Raw genomic sequence first — 18,079 nt, 5'->3', positions numbered from 1 at the left:
TGGCGCCATTGAGCGCCGCCGGTCTTCCCAGGTATGGCAGCCCACAGTGGCACGGGCCTGGAAGCTGCCCAGCGGATACCGGCCCAGCCCTTGCCTTCGACGCCCAGGGCTGGCGTACCTTAGTCGACTCGCTCAAGCGCAACTGACGCCGCCCGTGTCGTCCCGACTGCGGCAGCGCCCTGTCCCGGAGGCTAGGGCACGCTGCTCTTCCAGCCTGGTCGAGGCTCGGCAGTGGGCCGGCGGTGGAAGCGCTGCGGGAAAGGAACTGGATCACCGAGCACCATCCGTGACAGCCACGTTCGGGTTGTCTGGGGTTTGACAACGTCGCCATCATGGACGGGTGTCTAATTCGGATAGTGATCAGGCTGCTTTCAAAATCGCAGGGGTCATTGATCGAGGGGGTGCTCCCGGAAACCGACAGGACGCCCGGACCGGAAGGGAGTGGCCGGCGACGTACAGTCGCGGAGAGGGCGAAGCGCCGGGCCGGGACTCCGGCACCGGCGTGCGGGAGGGGGCAGGGTGTTCGGTTCAAGGAAGAAGATCAACGATCTGATGGCGCAGCTCAGGCCCGACCTGAGTCGGGAGTCGCTCGGCGTCGGGCCCGACTTCCCGGGCGTCGCCCCGAACCCGCTCCTGAGCGGTGACGCACGGAAGCGCAATGCGGAACTGCGTACGGGGGCGCTGGCGCTCGGTGTCCTCGTCGACTGGCGCGAGGTGAACAGCAACCCCCGCGTGGTCCTGATGTTCGACGTGGAGACCGCCGACGGCACCTCGTTCCGCGGTATCGCGGACGAAGACCTCACGATCACCGAGCTGACCCGACTCGCCCCGGGACAGAGGTTGCCCGTGCGCTACCGACCGGCCGTCATGGACCACTACGTCGCCCTCGCCCGAAACGTAGACCCGGCCACCGTGCAGCGGCTCTCTGACGAGATCGCGAGCCGCAAGCGGACCTGACCGAAGCCGTTGGCCGAGGACGGCAACCCCGGCCGGGCGTCGGGGCGTTACTCGTTCCACGAGACACCCCAGTAGGCGGTGACCTTGCGGAGGTCGCCGCCGTACCTGCTCGCGCCTTCCCGCTTCCAGCCGCAGTCGATCAGCCGGACCGACACGGCGCGCTGCTGGGGATAGCCGAAGACGATCCCGTGTTCGACAGTCCCACCGAGCAGACACACCTCATCCTGGGGTGGATCGGTGGGCAGAGCATTCAGGTACGTGGAGAGGTCGTCGACGCGCTCGGTGCTCCTCCGGCTGGCATCCAGTCGTAGCGGTTCGGCGCCGTCGTGCCGGTACGTACAGAGGAACATCTCGGTAGCCGCTGCCGGCACCAGATCCGCCGTGCCGCCGGATGGCGACGAGCGCTCGTCCCAGGCGTCCGGGCAGCGGGCGGGACCTTCCTCGGTGTTGTCCAGGGACGCCGGCTGGGCTTCGGCGCGTGCCGGCCCCTCCTGACCGCGCAGCAGAGCGAAGGCCCAACCGAGGCAAACCAGGGCCAGCACCGCCACGGCTGTCGCGAGACGCCACCGCCTGAATAGGTGCCCTGCGTCGATCGTCCATGCCATCGACGACCACCCTCCACCAATTCTTCCCCACGGACATCATAGATGCCCCTGGCCTGACCAGACGGAAAAAATCAACCGGGGTCACTCCTGCGAGTGACCCCGGCCCGCCAAGAAAATGATCTGTCAGGAAGTCGACGAACTGGTGTTGGGATAGGCACCGTAAACCCGAATCACGTCTGCCCAGTCCTGGAAGTAGAGGGTGGTGCCCCCACCCCCGGACACAATGCCCTTTGCCCGCACGCCGGTGCCGTCGAGCGTAAACACGGGGCCGCCGCTGTCGCCGGTCCGCGCTGCGGTGGAACCGTTCACCTGCGTGCTCTTGATCACGCCGTAGATCACGTAATCGCAGTCGCCGTCGGAGTCGGGTGTGTTGCAGCTGACGCGAAAATCGGTCGAACTCTGCTGCCTGATGCCACAGACGGTGCCGCTGGCCATGCCCGACTGGCACACCAACTCGTTCGCAGCCCAGTACCCCCAGCCTCGGACCGCCTTGGTCGTCGAGGTGGTGGCAGAACCATCAAATACCAGGTGCCAACCGGGCGCATTGATCAATAGCAGATCGGAGCGCCAGTCGTCGTCGTACACCGGACCCATCTCGTCGAAAGCTCCGCCGAACTTGCCCTGGTACGCGTCGTCAGGTGGAGTGGCACAGTGCCCGGCACTGAGGACGTAGCTGCGTCCGCCAGCGTGCACGCCGAAGCCCGTCGTGCAGCTCATCCGCTGGTCGCTCCCGCGCCAGGACTCCCAGCGTCCGCCACCGTTCCACGGCGGGGAGTCGTCGAGCCGGTTGGTGAGCAGGTCGAACGGCTCGGTCGCATCGGTCACCCGTACCGGCACGGCCACCCGGGCCTCCGCGAGAATCCGCTCTACGGAGAGTCGGCCCGCGCCGCCGCGCTGAGCCTTGACATCTGGTACGCCACCACGGGTCGCCTGCGGTCCGCGCGTGATGTGGAGGCCGGTGCCGTCAGGGGCGTAGCTGATCGACTGGATGTCGCTGCCGCCATGGCGGTCGATCACGGAATGGATCCTGCCGCCTGCGGCATGCAACTCCGCCTCTGAGTTGGCGGCTGCCTTGACCACGACGCGACCGAAGGCCCGCCCGGCGTCGAGCGCGGCGGACATGCCGGGCGTCAGGGCACCCTTCCAGTACAGGGTAAGGCCACCATTTTCGTACGCCACTCCAGCGAAACCGGAATCCGGATCCCGCGTTCGAGCATCCCAGATGGCAGTGAGGGCGGGTTGGAGCTTCTCCTGCCGCCGCATCTCGGCCAGGAGCGCGGGGTCGAGATTGTCCGTTGCCTGGAGGTCGTCGCTGCCGGCGCTGGGGCCGGTGGGCGCGGCACTGGCTGCCACTGGTCCACCCAGCAGCACCGGCATCATGACCACAGCGACCAGCACGGCCGTCCCGGTTCTGCGTCGCTTCACGGACGGATGAAAGGAACTGGCAGTCAGCATTCTGATTCCCCTGCGTGTCGATTAATCAACACAGAGTAGCGGCTCAGTCACTAAACTGCGGCACCCGAATTCCCATAATTCCCAATACCTCTCCATTGATCTCAAATGCCGTCATAATGCATTTATCGGCCCGGCTTGCACACCATCGTCCTCTCCCTCAGCCGCCACTGAGGCCGACCGTAGTGCCGACTGCTTGCGCGGCCGACACCTCCGACGCCCCGGTGATCAAGAGGTTTGCGTCATCGGGAAGATCAACCTTGACCCAAACCTCTTGATCACCTCGCAGAGCGAGCGGGGCGAGCCACCGGGCAGGGTGAGCGGGGCGAGCAGGGTGGGGTGGGTCGGTCGGAAGGGCGACACTCACCCTCCAGTGATCCACTGTGGACGTACGGTAGGCTCTCCGCCCAACTGGCGACACGTACGTGCGTACGGCTCAGGCGGTCACCGCCGCCGGTGGCCGACACCGCACGTCACCGGGGTGAGCGACGCGGAACCCCGCCTGCCGGCAGCCTCTCCCGGGCGAGCGCTCCCGCCGCCACCGCCGACGAAGGACCGATACAGATGTACGACGCGATCGTGATCGGTGCCCGCTGTGCGGGCGCGTCCACCGCGCTGCTGCTCGCCCGGCAGGGCCACCGGGTGTTGGTGGTGGACCGGGCATCCTTCCCCAGCGACGTCATCTCGACGCACTTCCTCTGGCCGCACGGGATGTCCTACCTCAACCGGTGGGGCCTGCTGGACGAGGTCCTGGCGGTCACCCCCGCGCACACCAGCATCGAGGTGGTCAACGACGGCATCCGGCTCACCGGTTCGGTGCCGCCGGAGCTGCTCCGGGAGTACTTCCGGGACCTCCACGGCGACGACTCGGGGGTGGTGCAGACGTACGCCTCGGTGCGGCGTCGGGTGCTCGACCAGATCCTGATCGACGCGGCGGGCCGGGCCGGTGCCGAGGTGCGGACCGGCTTCACCGTCCGTGAGCTGATCGTCGAGGACGGGCGGGTCGTCGGTATCCGGGGGCGCGGAGCCGACGGGGAGCCGGTCGAGGAGCGCGCCCGGATCGTGGTCGGCGCGGACGGCCGGAACTCGTTCGTCGCCCGCGCGCTCGACCTGCCCAAGTACGACGAGCGGCCCCGCTGCACGTTCGCCTACTGGAGCTACTGGTCCGGCTTCGACCTCGGCCCGGCCCAGCTGCACCGGCGCGGCCGGCTGGCCTGCGCCGTGGTGCCCACCAACTTCGACCAGAACATGGTCCTGGTCTGGGGGCCGAGCGAGTGGTCCCGGGAGTTCCGCGCCGACGTGCCGGGCAACTACCAGAGGGCGCTGGACTTCGTCAGCCCCGAGCTGGGCGACGTCGTCCGGCTCAAGGGAACCCGGCAGGAGCGCATCTACGGCACCCTGGACCAGTCGGCGTTCCTGCGGCCGTTGCACGGCCCCGGCTGGGTGCTCGTCGGCGACGCCGAGTCGGCCAAGGACCAGTGCACCGCGATCGGCATGACCCACGCCTTCCGCGACGCCGAGCTGGCCAGCACCGCACTCGACGGATGGCTGCGCGGCACCGCGTCCATCGACGAGGCGATGACCGGGTACGAGAGCCGCCGCCGCAGCCAGAACGCCGCCGCCTACCACGACTACGTGTGCACGCTGGCCGAGATGCGCCCGTACCGGCACGACGAGTTGCAGCTGTTCGTGGCGCTGCGCGGCAACCAGCAGGAGACCGACCGGTTCATCGCCACCCACGCCGACGTCGCCCCGGTGTCGGAGTTCTTCCAGGCGTCCAACCTCTTCCTGCTCAACGACGCCGCGAAGGAGTCGTCCGCCGACCACGCGGTCTTCGCCGACTTCGCCGGGACGTCCCGCACGTACCAGCAGAACCTGTTCGCCTGACGCACCCGGGAGACCACACCGTGACCATCGAGCTGGACCAGCGTGAAGACGGCGAACTGATCGGCATCATCCTCGAAGCGGCCCGGCGGGGGGACGTCGAGACCATGGCGCGTACCGCGTCGGAGGTCTCCGAGATGACCCGCAACTGGGCCACCCACATCCCGTGGGACGACCTCGCCTCCCTCGACGGGGCCGACGACGAGCTGGCCCGGCTCGTCGAGGACCTCACCGAGATGTGGGAGCCGGCCCACCTGCGCAACCCCGTCGACCCCGACGAGGAGTACGCGCTGGACAAGAACGCCTACGACTTCTACCGACCCGCCGGGCGCAACCTGCTGACCCGTACCGAGGACTTCTACGACTGGGTACAGGCCCGCCGGCGTACCGAGACCTGGCAGTACTCCCGGGTGCTGGAGGCCGCGCCGGACAGCGTCGCCCAGATCACCAACGACCTGGGCCGACGCGCCCGGGGCATCAACTTCAACTCGCAGGACTACCTGTCGTTCAACACCCACCCGGGAATCCGGGAGGCGGCGGCGAAGGCGATGCACGACTACGGGCCGCACAGCGCCGGCTCGCCGATGGTGCTCGGCAACACCCGCATCTCCGACGAGCTGGAGACCGCCCTCGGCGAGCTGGTCGGGCTGGAGCACGTGACGCTCTTCCCGACCGGCTGGGCGGCCGGCTTCGGCGCGGTCGTCGGCCTGGTCCGGCAGTCCGACCACATCCTGATCGACCGGCTGGCGCACTCCTGCCTCCAACAGGGCGCGCGGGCGGCCACCCGCAACGTGGTCCGCTACGAACACCTCAACGTCGAGGCGGTACGCCGGCACCTCACCGAGATCCGGGCCACCGACACCCGCAACGGCATCCTGGTGGTCACCGACGGGCTCTTCTCGGTGGACGCCGACTGGCCGGACCTGGTCACCCTGCAACGTGTCTGCCGGGAACACGACGCCACGCTGCTGGTCGACGTGGCGCACGACCTCGGCTCGATGGGGCCGGGCGGCACCGGCGTGCTGGGGATGCAGGGCCTGCTCGGCGAGGTCGACATCGCCATGGGGGCGTTCTCCAAGACGTTCTGCTCCAACGGCGGCTTCGTCGCGTCCCGCTCCCCGGCTCTCAAGCAGTACGTCAAGATGTTCGGCGGCTCGCACTTCTTCTCCAACGCGCTGTCCCCGGTGCAGACCGCCGTGGTGCGGGAGGCCGCCCGGATCATCCGCTCGCCCGAGGGCGACGTGCTGCGGGCCAGGCTCTTCACCGCCATCCACGCCCTCCGCGACGAGCTGACCGGCCGGGGCCTGACCTGCATGGGTGAGCCGTCGCCGATCGTGCCGCTACTGATCGGCAACGAGAAGCTCGCCCGGACGGCCAACCGGCTGCTCTTCGACCGGGGGGTGCTGGCGTTCATGGTCGAGTTCCCGGTCACCCCGACCGGCTCCTCGCGGTTCCGGCTCCAGGTGCAGGCCGGACACCGGCCTGAGGAGGCCCGCGAGGCGGCCCGGATCATCGAGGGCGCGCTCGCCGACTCCCGCACCTACCTGTCCAGCGCGTTCGGCAGCGCACCCCGCTGACGGGCGCACCGCTCATCCGCCTGATGGCGTAGCGTGTCGGTCCGATAGCCGTGTGGAGGTGAACAGGGTGCCACCACGCAAACCCCGACGGGCGAAGGGCCAGCGCCGGCCGGCAGAGCCCCCGCCCTCGCAGCCGACGGTTCCGCAGTCTGAGCCGTCGGCTGACCGGCGGCAACCGGAGCCGCCGGCCACGCCACCGCAGTCGGCCACGCCACAAGCGCCGGCCACGCCACCCCCGCCGGCCTCGCCACCGCAGTCGGCGGTTACGCCGCAACCGCCGTCGGACGAGCAGCCGGAGGCCGGAGCCGACCGGTCCACCCGGCGCAAGCTGCTGCTGGCGGCGGGTGGCACGGCGGCCAGCGCGGTGATCGGCGCGGTGATCGGCGCGGTCGCCAACCGGATCACCTCGTCGGAGCAGGCGGTACGGGACGACCGCGCGGTCGAGCAGGCCAAGCGGACGGAGGCGCAACGGAAGCCACCGATCGCCGCCAACGCCTACTACTACAACCGCAGCAACGAGGCGGTGGCCTGGATTCTGCCCGTGCCGCTGACCGGCGACCAGCGGCAACAACTCCTCACCAGGCAGTGGTCGCCCCACGAGGGCATGGAGAGCTTCCCGGACGTCGTGTACGGGGTGGCGCGCTCGACCCACGGCCCAGTCACCCGCCTGCTCACCCGGATCCGGATCTCCGTGATCGGCCAGTGGACCGGTCCGGTGTTCGTCAGGCAGATCCGCGCCCGGGTGCTGAAGCGCTCCGCGCCGATGTCCGGCACGCTGCTCTACCAGGGAAGCGAGGGCGACGGGGAACCCCTGAAGATCGGTTTCGACCTGGACGATCCGGAGAGCGTCGCCCGGATGATCAACCCGCAGGACGACACGCTCGGTCCGGCCTACGTGGACAGTCGCACACTGACCCTGACACCGGGTGAGCCGCTGACCATCGACGTCCAGGCGTACACCGACCGGTCGTACTGCGAATGGGTGGTCGAACTGGAACTCGATCTCCAGGGCGAGAAGCGCCTCCATATGATCGACGACCACGGTCGGCCGTTCCGCAGCACCGGCCTGGCCCAGCGCTACCAGGACCGGTACTACGTGCATCTGATCAACGGCTGGACGGCGGACGGTGCCGGACCACCGGTCGGAAAGAAGTGAGCACCGGCCGGCGGCAGACCGCCCTGCTCGTCGTCGTCCTGGTCCTGCCCGCGCTGCTGGCCTTCGGGGTGGTCCGGCTGCTCGGCACACGGGACGGTGGGAGACCCGAAGCAGCGCTGCCTGAACCGTCGAGCCAGGTCGGCCAGTCCGGCACGGTCGGCCCGTCGGGCGTGCCGGCCTCCGGCCCCGGGCCGGCCGTCGACGTGGTGGCCCGGATCACCGGCACCGTGGACGGTACCGAGCTGACCTTCCAGGCCACCCGGGACGTGGCCGAGGCGGGTCCGCCGCCGCAGGTCGACGACTGCCGCCGGTTCGCCGAGTGGGCGCAGCGCAACGGTGGCATCCCGGTGGGCTTCGAGCCGGTGCACACCCTGTCGGTGCACGCCCGGCGCAACCTCGACGTGAACGGGGTGTCGGCGAGGGTGGTCCCGGTCGGCGAGGTAGGGCTCACCGAGCAGGACGGCCCCTTTGTGGAGTTGGCCTGTCGCGGCGGCACCCCGGCCCCCACCACCACCCGACGTGACGGGGAGGATGACGAGGAGTTCGTCGACCGGCCTCACGTCCTCACCGCCGGCCAGACGGTCGAACTGCCCCTCCTGCTGGAAGCTCCGCACGACACGGGCGAGGCATTTCCGCACGGCGTGGTCGACTACCAGCTCAAGGTGTCGATCGGAATCGACGGAGTGTGGGAGGAGTACCTGCTGCGCAACGGTTCCGCCCCCTTCCGGTGCTGTGGACGCCTCACCTACATGGGCTTCCAGGCGGCCCGGTACGAATGGCGGCTGTCCCCGGCCCGCTCGCTGCGGTACTGCGCCGAGCTGCGGTACACCGCGGAGCCGCCCCCGGAGAGGTGCGAGATCAGGCAACGCTAGGTCTCGAACGCCGTCCGGGCCAGCGACCCCGCCCGACGATCGGGTCGGTGCCACGGCCGGGCACTGCCCCCCGGCGTCCGGCCGGGAGGCAGTGCGGCGTCGCATGTCGGGGTCAGGAGAACTTGACCGAGCCGGCCCGGTTGTTCCAGCCGTCGCCGATGTTGGCGAGGTTCGACGACTGGTCGATCCACGTCGAGGCGGCGCCCCCGAAGTTCACCTTGTTGAAGAATTTGACGTCGCACTGGTTGTAGGTGTGCACCGAACTGACCCGATTGCCCCAGCCGATGCTGTTCAGGTCGTCCCACTGCCATTCACTGTCGTAACCGGCGGTGCAGTCGCGGGACTGGGTCCAGGTGAACGTGCCGGCACCGGTGTTGTAACCGGTGCTGTCGTAGAAAATGGCAATTGTCAGCGCTGCGGCCGAGACACCACTGAGGCGTCGGGCCTGCTGCTGGTCACTGGCGCAGGTGATGCGGCCGGTGTCCAGATTGCCGATACAGTGCCGGTTGGCGGATTTGTCGGCCCCAGCGGCCACGGCAGGGCTCGCGGTGCCCACCACGGCGATACTCAACAGCAGGGCGAGAGTGCTGATCGACTTTCTCATGCATGCCTCCAGGCGAACAGTGATAGGACTACCAGCGGACGATTCGCTTTCGTCGATGATCCTGCCACGTGAATCACCACGGGGCATCCTGGGCGAGCAATTAGCCGGAGGGGGCCAAGGAAACTGCAAAGGTGGGGGATCAGGTTTCGGCACTGTGCGTAGCGCCCGTTATCGGAGGCCGGTGTGCGGCACCGCCGGAGCGCCGGCAGGTGGGCAGTTGGAAGCCGGCACACGGGCCGCCCGGGGCTGACCGGCGGATCGCCGGCGGTCGGCGGGTGGGCAGCCTGCGGCCGGCACGCGGCGGCCGGAGTGTCGGTGTTGACGCGGGTGGGGTGGCGTGGTGTGCTCAGCCAGCCACCGCTAATGAAAACCGTAGTCGTTATCATCTAAGGAGGATCATGTCTCTCACCGTGCCACCCACCCTGCTGGAAGCCGCCGAAGCCGGTCCGGTCGACGACCGGGACTTCATCGCCTGCGTACGGGAGTCCCTGCCGTACGCCTGGCAGACCGTCAGCCGGGTCGTCGCCGACCTGGAGTCGTCCGGATCGGACCAGGCGGACAACTCGGTGCCCCCGCCCGGCGAGGCGGAACGGGGACAGTTGCTGCGCGCCCTGGCCAGCGACGCCATCCGGTCCAGCCTGGAGCGTCACTTCGGGGTGAAGCTGGCGTTCCAGAACTGCCACCGGGTGGCCGCGTTCCGCCCCTCGGCGGTCGACGGCACGCCCTACCGCCGGTTCGTCTCCACCCGTGGGCAACTGCTGAACCAGTCCCCCGAGCTGCGGAACTGCTGACCCATCACGGATCCGGCGAGCGGCCCGGGGTGCGGACGCACACCGCACCGCTCGCCGGACCACCGGCGACACCGCACCGCTCGCCGGACCGCCGGCCCCACCAAACCGCCGGCCGCACAGGCACCGCACCGCCGGCGGCGTCGGCCGCACCGCCGTGGGCGCGTCCGGCGGCCGGTCAGCGGGCGCAGGCCGCGCAGGTACCGAAGATCTCGAAGGTGTGCCCGACCTCGGTGAAGCCGTGTTCGGCGGCGACCTGGTCGGCCCACCGCTCGACCGCCGGCCCGGCCACCTCGACCGTGCTGCCGCACTGCCGACAGACCAGGTGGTGGTGGTGCCGGCTCTCGCTGCACCGGCGGAACAACTGCTCGCCGCCGGGCAACCGGGTGGAGTCGATCTCCTGGGTGTCGACGAGCAGTTGCAGGGTGCGGTAGACGGTGGTCAGCCCGACCCGGGCCTTGCGGGCCACCAGCATCTGGTGCAGTTGCTGCGCGGTGTGGAAGCCGTCGACCTCCCGCAGCAACGCCAGCACCTCGCCGCGCTGGCGGGTGTTCCGGGTCACGTTCGGCATCGCCTGGGTCACCGTACCGCCGTCTCCGCTCGTCGCCCCGACACCCGGCCGGCGGCCGTCGCTGCTCAGCGCCCCCACCCGTCCGCGCGGAGGCCGTCACCATTATGCGGTGCGCAGGCAGGGAGCCTGTGCCGCCGAAACGGCAGGGTATCGCGGGCACCCGACGGGAACCAGGACATGTAATATCCTGGTTGTGCGGATGAGCGAACAGGTCGAGTGGGGGCTGCACTGCTGCCTCACCCTCGCCTGGATCGGCGACGACCACCCCATGCCCGCCGCCCGGCTCGCCGAATGGTTCGCGCTACCCCCGGCGTACCTCACCAAGTGCCTCCAGGCCCTCACCCGGGCCGGCATCCTCCAGTCGGTGCCCGGCGCACGCGGCGGGTTCCGGCTCGCCCGGCCCCCGGCCGAGGTGACAGTGCTGGCGGTGACGGTGGCGATCGACGGGGCCGACAACCCGTTCCGCTGCACCGAGATCCGCCAGCGCGGCGCGGGGGTGGACCCCGCCGCACCGGAGTTCCGCGTCCCGTGCGCCATCAGCACCGTGATGCACCGCGCCGACCTGGCCTGGCGACGCGAGCTGGCCGGTCACACCCTGGCCGATCTGCTCGCCGCCGCCCCCGCCGAGGCGGCCGAACGCACCCGCCGCCGCCACGCGCAACAACCCCGCTGACCCCATGTTCCACCTGCGCGCCCACGCCGGCCCGGGGCCGGCCACCACCACCCCGCCCCGCCGGGGCCTGGGAGCCACGCTGATCCTCGCCACCGGCACCTTCGCCGTCGGCACCGACGCGTTCGTGGTCGCCGGGCTGCTACCCGACCTGGCCGCCGAGCTGCGGGTGTCCACCGCCGCCGCCGGCCAGTCGGTGACCGTCTTCGCGATCGCGTACGCCATCCTCGCCCCGGTGCTGTCCACCGTCACCGCCCGGCTGCCCCGCCGCACGCTGCTCGTCGCCGCGCTGCTGGTGCTCGCCGCCGGAAACCTGCTCTCGGCGGTGGCCGACACGCTGCCGGTGCTGGTCGCCGGCCGGATCGTCGCCGCCGCCGGTGCCGCCGCGTACACCCCGAACGCGGGTGCCGTCGCCGCCTCCCTCGTGCCGCCGACGCTGCGGGGCCGGGCGCTGGCCGTGGTGATCGGCGGGCTCACCGTCGCCACCGCCCTCGGCGTCCCGCTCGGCGGGTTGACCGCCCGGTGGCTCGGCTGGCGGGCCGCGCTCGTCGCGGTGGCCCTGCTGGCGTCCGCCATCGCGGTGGCCGTCCGGCTGGCCATGCCCGCGCTGCCCGGCGGCCCGGCGGTGCCGTTACGCGCCCGGTCCGCCGCGCTGCGCCAGCCCGCCGTGCTCACCGTGCTGCCGCTCACCGTGATCGGCATGGCCGCCAGCTACACCGTGTACGCCTTCGCGGCGCCGACCCTCGGCGCGCTCGGCGTCGACGCGTACCAGGTCAACCTGATGCTGCTGCTCTACGGCCTGGGCGCGGTCGCCGGCAACGTGACCTCCGGCTACGCCACCGACCGGTGGGGAGCGGTGCCGGTGCTGGTCGTCGGGTACGCCACGATGGCCGTCGCGCTGGGCGGACTCGGTGCGTTCAGCGTCACCGGCTCCGCGCCGATGCCCCTGGTGGGGCTGCTGGTCGCCGGCTGGGGCGCGGCGAGCTGGTGCCAGACCCCGGCCCAGCAGCACCGGCTGATCAGCGCCGCACCGCAGCAGGCCCCGCTGGTGGTGTCGCTGAACTCGTCCGCCATCTACCTGGGCATCGGCCTGGGCACCACGGCCGGCGGGGCGGCGCTGGCCAGCGGCGTACCGGCCATGTACGCCCTCGGTGTGGCCGGGGCGCTGGTCGCGCTGCTGGTGCTGCACCTCGGCCGTCAGCGGCGCAGGCCCATTCCGGCGTAGCCGTGGGAGACCCGTTCCTGCGGTTCCCCGTCGGGCCGCCAGTCGGCCACCCGGACCAGGCCCGGCTCGACCAGGTCGTAGCCGTCGAGGAAGCGCAGCACCTCGGCGTGCGGGCGGGGCAGCAGCGGGGCGCTGCTGCGCCGGTAGACCTCCTGCCCCTGCTGGACGGGCAGCGGCGGGGCACCGTCCAGGGTCAGGTGGGACACGACCAGCGGGCTGCCCGGGACGGTCGCCTCCCGCAGCCGGGCCACCGCGTCCCACGGCTGCTCGGCGTCGGTGACGAAGTGCAGCACCGCCACCAGCAGCACGGCGACCGGGCGGTCGAAGTCGAGCACCGCCCGGACCTCGGGGCGGGCCAGCAGCTCGTCCGGCCGGCGCAGGTCGCCCCGGACCACGGTGATCCGCCGGTCGACCGGCAACAACCGCCGGGCGTGCGCCACGGCGACCTCGTCGTAGTCGACGTAGACCACCGCCGAGTCGGGGGCGACCTGCCGGACGATCTCGTGCACGCTGCCCTGGGTGGGCAGCCCGGCGCCGATGTCGAGGAACTGGCGTACCCCCAGCTCGGCGGCGTGCCGGACGGCCCGGCGCAGGAAGTGCCGGTTGGCCTGGGCGGCGATCCCGGTGTCCGGGAAGATCCGCAGGATCTGTTCGGCGGCGGCCCGGTCGGCGGCGAAGTTGTGGCACCCGCCGAGGTAGTAGTCGTACATCCGGGCCACGTTCGGCCTCTGCTCGGCGTCGGTCGGCGTGGTCACCGGCCCTCCCCTTCCGCTCACGGTCCGCAATGCGGACGGCCGGCCGCGCGGCACGGCGGCACCCCGATGTCTAGCACCCGGGGCGACGACATGTTGACCCGCCGTGTCGGCGAGCCGGCTGCGCGCAGTGGCCACCTGCCGGTATGACGGTGACATCGCCTGTCGCCGAGGAGGCCCCGATGGACCCTGCCCGGGAGACCGTGGAGGTGGACCCGGCCCTGTTCCGGGCCGTGTACGACTCACCCGCCTCGCTGCCGGGGCGGCACCGCTGGACCACCCCGGAACACGACGTGCGCCGGCTGGAGAAGCTCCTCGGCATGCCCGCGCAGAGCATCGGCGCACCCCTGTGGGTCAGCGGCGACGAACCGGACTGCCCCAAGTGCGGGCGCCGGGCCACCTGGCTGGACATCGTCGCCTCGGCCCTCAAGGGCGTGCACGACCCGACGATGATCGCCACGGTGATCCTCGGCGACCGCCGGTACGTCAACACCGAGGTCCCGGACGCGATCGCCGGGGTGCACTGCCTCGACTGCCACACCCCGGTCACCGGGCTGCGCAGCTTCAAGTGCCACAACTGGGCGTACGCCTTCGAGGAGCTGGCCGCCGTGCGGGAGCGGATGCGCGGCGGGTCAGGCCCGACGGGCGGGCCGCCGGCCGTGCGGTGACGGCGGCTCCGGCCCCGGGTCGGGCACCGGCGGCATCGGCCGGGTCACCGCGGCCCGACCGGTGACGGTCACCGGCTCACCGGCGTGCCGCAGCTCGACGGTCGTCGTCGGGTCGGCGTCGGGCAGCTCGTAGCGGGCCTCGTCCCGGGTCAGGGTGACCCGTAGCCGCTGCCCGTGCCACCGCAGGTGGAAGGTGAGCCGGTCGATCGGGGCCGGCAGCCGGGGGTCGAACGACAGCACGCCGGTGTCGTCGCGCAGCCCGCCGAAGCCCTCCACCACCGCGGTCCACGCCCCGGCCAGCGCGGCCAGGTGCAGCCCGTCACTGGTCTTGTCGCCGAGGTCCGCGAGGTCGTGCAGCGCCGCCTCGGCGAACAGGTCGTACGCCAGGTCCAGGTGGCCCAGCTCGGCGGCGAGCACGGCCTGCGAGCCCGCCGACAGCGACGAGTCGCGGACCGTGCGGGCCTGGTAGTAGGCGAAGTTGCGGGCCTTGACCTCGGCGGTGAACTCCCCCGGGCAGCGCTGCATGGCCAGCACCAGGTCGGCCTGCTTGACCACCTGCCGCCGGTACAGCTCCAGGTAGGGGTAGTGCAGCAGCAGCGGGTAGTCGTCGTCGGTCATCGCCGCGAAGTCCCACTCGGGCTGGTCGGTGAAGCCCGCCGCCTGCTGGTGCACCCCGCGCTTACGGTCGTAGGGCAGGTGCACGGCGTCGGCGGAGGCCCGCCAGCCGGCGATCTCCGCCGGGTCGACCCCGAGCGCGGCGGCCCGCTCCGGGTGCCGTTCGGCGGCGTCGGCGGCCCCCCGTAGGTTGCGCCGGACCATCAGGTTGGTGAAGACGTTGTCGTCGACCAGGGCGGCGTACTCGTCGGGGCCGGTGATCCCGGTGACGTGGAACGCGCCGTCGTCGGACCAGTGGCCGTAGCCGGCCCAGAGCCGGGCTGTCTCCACCAGCAGCTCCAGCCCGGTGTCGGCGAGGAACCCCTGGTCGCCGGTGACCGCGACGTAGCGCAGCACCGCGTCGGCGACGTCGGCGTTGACGTGTAGCGCGGCGGTGCCGGCCGGCCAGTAGCCGGAGCACTCCCGGCCGCCGATGGTCCGCCACGGGAAGGTCGCCCCGGTCAGCCGCAGCGCGGCGGCGCGCTCCCGGGCCTCGGGCAGGTGTGCGTGCCGCCAGCGCAGTGCCCCCCGGGCCACCTCGGGCAGCAGGTAGGTCAGCACCGGCAGCACGTAGCTCTCGGTGTCCCACAGCACGTGCCCGTCGTAGCCGTTGCCGGTGAGCCCCTTCGCCGCGATGGTCCGGTCAGCGTCGGGCCGACCGGCCTGGAGCAGGTGGAACACCGAGAACCGGACGGCCTGCTGGAGCTCGGCGTCGCCGTCGATCTCCACGTCGGCGGTGCGCCACCGCTCGTCGAGGACGGCCCGCTGGTCGGTCAGCAGCGCGTCGAACCCGTGCCGCCGGGCGGCGTCGGCCTCGGCGGTGACCAGATCGGCCAGCTCGTCGGGGGTGCCGTCGGCGACCGGCGCGCACCCGTACGCGGCGAACTTGGTCAGCCGGATCCGGTCCCCCGGGACGAGCCGACCCTCGACGGTCATCCGTAGCCGGTCCGGGGTGTGGTCGTCACCCTCGGTGAAGCCCGCCGGCGCGTCCGTCTCGTGGGCCACCGCGACGGCGACCCGCTGGGCGCTGCGGCCGGTGCGGTGCACCAGGACGCCACGGTGGCCGTCCGGGCGGTGCAGTTCGGCGTCGAGCGGATCGTGCACGATCGAGGCGGCCCGGGGGTCGTCGCCGCGTTCGGGCACCCGCTCGTTGGCCAGCACGTCCGAGCAGACCCGGATCTCGACCGGCCGGTCGTCGAGCGGCTCGACCTGGTAGCGGACGGCGGCGACGGCGTGCCGGGGCAGCGAGACCAGCCGGGTGCTGCGGATCCGCACCCCGTGCCCGGCCGGCGAGATCCACTCGGTGTGCCGTTCCACCACCCCGGCGCGCAGGTCGAGGGTCCGCTCGTGGGTACGCACGGTGCCGGTGCGCAGGTCCAGCGGCTCGTCGGCCACCCAGAGCCGGATCAGGGCGGCGTTGGGCGCGCTGACCACGGTGTCGCTCTCCTGCGGGAAGGCGTACCCGTCCTCGGGATAGCTCTGCTCCCGCCGCTCGTGGAGACCGTTGAGGTAGCTCCCGGGCATGCCGTACGGCTGGCCCTCGTCGAGGGTGCCCCGCCAGCCCACCCAGCCGTTGGCGAGCGCGAAGACCGACTCGGTCTCGCCGAGTCGGTCCAGGTCGGTGGAGGAGCGCCGGATCTGCCAGGTGTCGTCCATCTGCACGGCGGGGAGGTACCCGGCGGCGGCGGACCGCCAATCGCCGGAGCCGCTGTGAAAAGGCTGTGACGAAGGTCCGCCGCGACCCCGCGCCCTTGCACGATGTGAGCTGTTCAGGCGTTTCCTCCGCTATGACGGATCTGAACCCGGTATGAATCTTTGGTGAGGTGAGTCATGTCCTGGAACGGCACAACCGACATTCCCGATATCAGTGCGGAGTGGTACCGCGACGTCGTCGAGCTGGCCGATTCCGCCCCGACCCCGGTGCAGTGGTTCGCGGTGCACTTCACCGAGGGGGTGATCCTGCTGCTCGGGCTGCTGCTGGTGGCTGTCGCCGCAACCCGGCTGCTCCGCGCCGGCCCGTGGGGTCGGGCCGTCGCCCTGGTCGCGCCGGCCACCGTCGTCCTGGCGTACGGGTGCAGCGAGGTGCTCAAGTCGCTGATCGACGAGGACCGGCCCTGCCGGGCGGCGGTCACCGTCCTGGCCGGCCCCTGCCCGGCCATCGGCGACTGGTCGTTCCCCAGCAACCACGCCACCATTGCCGGGGCGCTGGCCACCGCGATCGGGCTGCTCTCCCCCCGGTGGGGGCTGCTCGCCGCCCCGCTGGCCCTGCTCGCCGCGTTCTCCCGGGTCTTCGTCGGCGTGCACTACCCGCACGACGTGCTCGCCGGCCTGCTCCTCGGCCTGACGGTCACCCTGCTGACCACCCTGTTGACCGCCCGCCCCCTCGCCGAGGTGCTGCGCCGGCACTCCGGCACCGCCCGCCGGGAACCGATCGCCAGCAGCCCTCGCCCGTGAGCACGACCCCGCCGATCACGGCCCGGGATCCCGGGGATCACGGCCCGGGAATCGCGGCCCGGGGATCGCGGCCCGGGGATCGCGGCCCGGGGATCGCGGCCCGGGGATCGCGGCCCGGCCTCAGGCGGGGAGGAGCAGGGCGGCGCAGGTGCCGGCGACCAGGAACGGGCCGAACGGCAGGTGGCTGGACCAGCCGACCCGACGGGTCGCCAGCAGGGCCACGCTGACCAGCGCCGACAGCAGGAAGGTCAGCACCAGGCCGGTCACCAGCACGCCCCAGCCCTGCCAGCCGAGCAGCGCCCCCACCCCCAACGCCAGCTTGGCGTCGCCGAGGCCGAACCCCCGCCGGCCGAGCAGCAGCGTGGTGGCGGCGAAGGCCAGCCCGAGCGTCGCGCCGGCCGTCACCGCGCGCAGCCACGGCCCGGCCCCCGCCCCGGCCAGCGCGGCCACCCCGAGCAACGCCCAGGTGCCGGCGGCGGCGGGCCAGGTGAGCCGGTCCGGCAGCCGGTGCACCGCCAGGTCCACCAGGACCAGCGGGACCGCGCAGCCGAGCCACCAGGCCAGCGCGACCCGCTCGGCCACCGCCCCGTCGACCAGCACCAGCACCGCCACGGCCAGCAGCGACAGCGCCTCGACCGCGAACGGGGCCGCGCCGATCCGCCCCCGGCAGCGTGGGCAGCGCGCCGTCGGCCCGAGCGCCGGCAGTGGCCGGTCCAGCCCGACCGGAGCGCCGCAGCCGGGGCACCCGGCCCGGTCCGCCACCCCCGGCGGTACGGCGTACCGGGCGACCGCCGCCCGGAGCACCGGGACGACCGCCAGGATCGCCGCCAGCCGTCGAACGAAGAACACGGAGAGTGACTTCTCGCCCGGGTCCGGATAACGGTCCGATATCAGGGAGGTGTCCGGAGTGGATACCGGGGCGGCCCTTACCCCCTCGGGCATCCCCGGGACGGGAATAGCGGCGGCCGGGGAACGGATCGGGCGAGCCCGATCGACCCGTCCCATATCCCCCGGTGGCGCGGACGGTTCGTCGGCCGGACCGATCTGATCGGAGGCCGCCCGCCCATGATCGGCCGACACCGCCGACGCTGGCCGACCACCATGGACGTCGTCCACCTTCGGTCACTCCTGCCCATCACTGAGAGTGCGCGGTTGAATTGCCTCTGTTGTATCGGCGCACGTCAGCCTAT

General features: G+C 71.7%; 17 protein-coding genes. 10 read left to right on the top strand and 7 right to left on the bottom strand.

Going from position 1 to position 18,079, the window contains the following annotated elements; translation table 11 throughout:
• Nucleotides 1-519 precede the first annotated feature (519 nt).
• Complete coding sequence (locus O7625_RS08745) at nucleotides 520-957, top strand: hypothetical protein (protein WP_282345356.1); 438 nt, start codon at nucleotides 520-522, stop codon at nucleotides 955-957.
• 47 nt (nucleotides 958-1,004) lie between these two features.
• On the opposite strand, the gene O7625_RS08740 is transcribed toward O7625_RS08745, so the two are convergent.
• The gene (locus O7625_RS08740) at nucleotides 1,005-1,562 is read right to left on the bottom strand and encodes a hypothetical protein (RefSeq protein ID WP_282345355.1); all 558 of its coding nucleotides are present in this window, start codon (nucleotides 1,560-1,562) and stop codon (nucleotides 1,005-1,007) included.
• A gap of 123 nt (nucleotides 1,563-1,685) precedes the next feature.
• On the bottom strand, nucleotides 1,686-3,017 hold the full coding sequence (locus O7625_RS08735; protein WP_282345354.1) for a hypothetical protein: 1,332 nt from the start codon (nucleotides 3,015-3,017) through the stop codon (nucleotides 1,686-1,688).
• Nucleotides 3,018-3,572: 555 nt separating this feature from the next.
• Here O7625_RS08735 and O7625_RS08730 point away from each other — a divergent pair.
• The 4 genes from O7625_RS08730 (at nucleotide 3,573) to O7625_RS08715 (ending at nucleotide 8,503) form a co-directional block, all read left to right on the top strand.
• A complete protein-coding gene (locus O7625_RS08730; protein WP_282346861.1) occupies nucleotides 3,573-4,901 on the top strand; it encodes an NAD(P)/FAD-dependent oxidoreductase in 1,329 nt (442 codons plus the stop codon).
• 20 nt (nucleotides 4,902-4,921) lie between these two features.
• Nucleotides 4,922-6,475: an aminotransferase class I/II-fold pyridoxal phosphate-dependent enzyme gene (locus O7625_RS08725; RefSeq protein WP_282345353.1), complete on the top strand. Its 1,554-nt coding sequence runs from the start codon at nucleotides 4,922-4,924 to the stop codon at nucleotides 6,473-6,475.
• Between the two features lie 67 nt (nucleotides 6,476-6,542).
• On the top strand, nucleotides 6,543-7,631 hold the full coding sequence (locus tag O7625_RS08720; protein WP_282345352.1) for a hypothetical protein: 1,089 nt from the start codon (nucleotides 6,543-6,545) through the stop codon (nucleotides 7,629-7,631).
• Nucleotides 7,628-8,503, top strand: coding sequence for a hypothetical protein (locus tag O7625_RS08715; protein WP_282345351.1), 876 nt, complete (start codon nucleotides 7,628-7,630; stop codon nucleotides 8,501-8,503). Before O7625_RS08720 ends, O7625_RS08715 begins: the two co-directional genes overlap by 4 nt.
• Nucleotides 8,504-8,615: 112 nt before the next feature.
• Here O7625_RS08715 and O7625_RS08710 read toward each other — a convergent pair whose 3' ends face one another.
• On the bottom strand, nucleotides 8,616-9,107 hold the full coding sequence (locus O7625_RS08710; protein WP_282345350.1) for a hypothetical protein: 492 nt from the start codon (nucleotides 9,105-9,107) through the stop codon (nucleotides 8,616-8,618).
• A 398-nt stretch (nucleotides 9,108-9,505) separates the two neighbouring features.
• Between O7625_RS08710 and O7625_RS08705 the strand changes: the two genes are divergently transcribed.
• Nucleotides 9,506-9,898 (top strand): SCO5389 family protein, encoded by a 393-nt coding sequence (locus tag O7625_RS08705; RefSeq protein ID WP_282345349.1) that lies wholly within the window; start codon nucleotides 9,506-9,508, stop codon nucleotides 9,896-9,898.
• A 175-nt stretch (nucleotides 9,899-10,073) separates the two neighbouring features.
• On the opposite strand, the gene O7625_RS08700 is transcribed toward O7625_RS08705, so the two are convergent.
• Nucleotides 10,074-10,466: a transcriptional repressor gene (locus tag O7625_RS08700; RefSeq protein WP_067306525.1), complete on the bottom strand. Its 393-nt coding sequence runs from the start codon at nucleotides 10,464-10,466 to the stop codon at nucleotides 10,074-10,076.
• Nucleotides 10,467-10,665: 199 nt separating this feature from the next.
• Here O7625_RS08700 and O7625_RS08695 point away from each other — a divergent pair, with 199 nt between their 5' ends.
• Together O7625_RS08695 and O7625_RS08690 are read left to right on the top strand one after the other, a co-directional pair.
• Complete coding sequence (locus O7625_RS08695) at nucleotides 10,666-11,139, top strand: Rrf2 family transcriptional regulator (RefSeq protein ID WP_282345348.1); 474 nt, start codon at nucleotides 10,666-10,668, stop codon at nucleotides 11,137-11,139.
• Between the two features lie 4 nt (nucleotides 11,140-11,143).
• Entirely contained in the window at nucleotides 11,144-12,361 is a 1,218-nt protein-coding gene (locus O7625_RS08690; protein ID WP_282345347.1) for an MFS transporter, read from the top strand.
• Here O7625_RS08690 and O7625_RS08685 read toward each other — a convergent pair.
• On the bottom strand, nucleotides 12,334-13,071 hold the full coding sequence (locus O7625_RS08685) for an SAM-dependent methyltransferase (RefSeq protein ID WP_282346860.1): 738 nt from the start codon (nucleotides 13,069-13,071) through the stop codon (nucleotides 12,334-12,336). The two genes, O7625_RS08690 and O7625_RS08685, sit on opposite strands and share 28 nt — an antisense overlap.
• A gap of 224 nt (nucleotides 13,072-13,295) precedes the next feature.
• Here O7625_RS08685 and O7625_RS08680 point away from each other — a divergent pair, with 224 nt between their 5' ends.
• The gene (locus tag O7625_RS08680) at nucleotides 13,296-13,781 is read left to right on the top strand and encodes a hypothetical protein (RefSeq protein ID WP_282345346.1); all 486 of its coding nucleotides are present in this window, start codon (nucleotides 13,296-13,298) and stop codon (nucleotides 13,779-13,781) included.
• Here O7625_RS08680 and O7625_RS08675 read toward each other — a convergent pair.
• Nucleotides 13,746-16,091, bottom strand: coding sequence for a glycosyl hydrolase family 65 protein (locus tag O7625_RS08675; protein ID WP_282346859.1), 2,346 nt, complete (start codon nucleotides 16,089-16,091; stop codon nucleotides 13,746-13,748). The two genes, O7625_RS08680 and O7625_RS08675, sit on opposite strands and share 36 nt — an antisense overlap.
• A 174-nt stretch (nucleotides 16,092-16,265) precedes the next feature.
• Between O7625_RS08675 and O7625_RS08670 the strand changes: the two genes are divergently transcribed.
• Entirely contained in the window at nucleotides 16,266-16,889 is a 624-nt protein-coding gene (locus tag O7625_RS08670) for a phosphatase PAP2 family protein (RefSeq protein ID WP_282345345.1), read from the top strand.
• Nucleotides 16,890-17,009: 120 nt separating this feature from the next.
• Here the strand turns inward: O7625_RS08670 and O7625_RS08665 are convergent, their stop codons facing one another.
• Nucleotides 17,010-17,738, bottom strand: a complete 729-nt coding sequence (locus tag O7625_RS08665) for an A24 family peptidase (RefSeq protein WP_282345344.1) — start codon at nucleotides 17,736-17,738, stop codon at nucleotides 17,010-17,012.
• Between the last annotated feature and the right edge of the window lie 341 nt (nucleotides 17,739-18,079).

Origin of the sequence: Micromonospora sp. WMMD714, assembly GCF_029581315.1 — a bacterium.
GTDB classification, from domain to species: domain Bacteria; phylum Actinomycetota; class Actinomycetes; order Mycobacteriales; family Micromonosporaceae; genus Micromonospora; species Micromonospora rifamycinica.
Note: the sequence above shows the minus strand (reverse complement) of the source record. Positions and strands in the feature narration are given on the sequence as shown.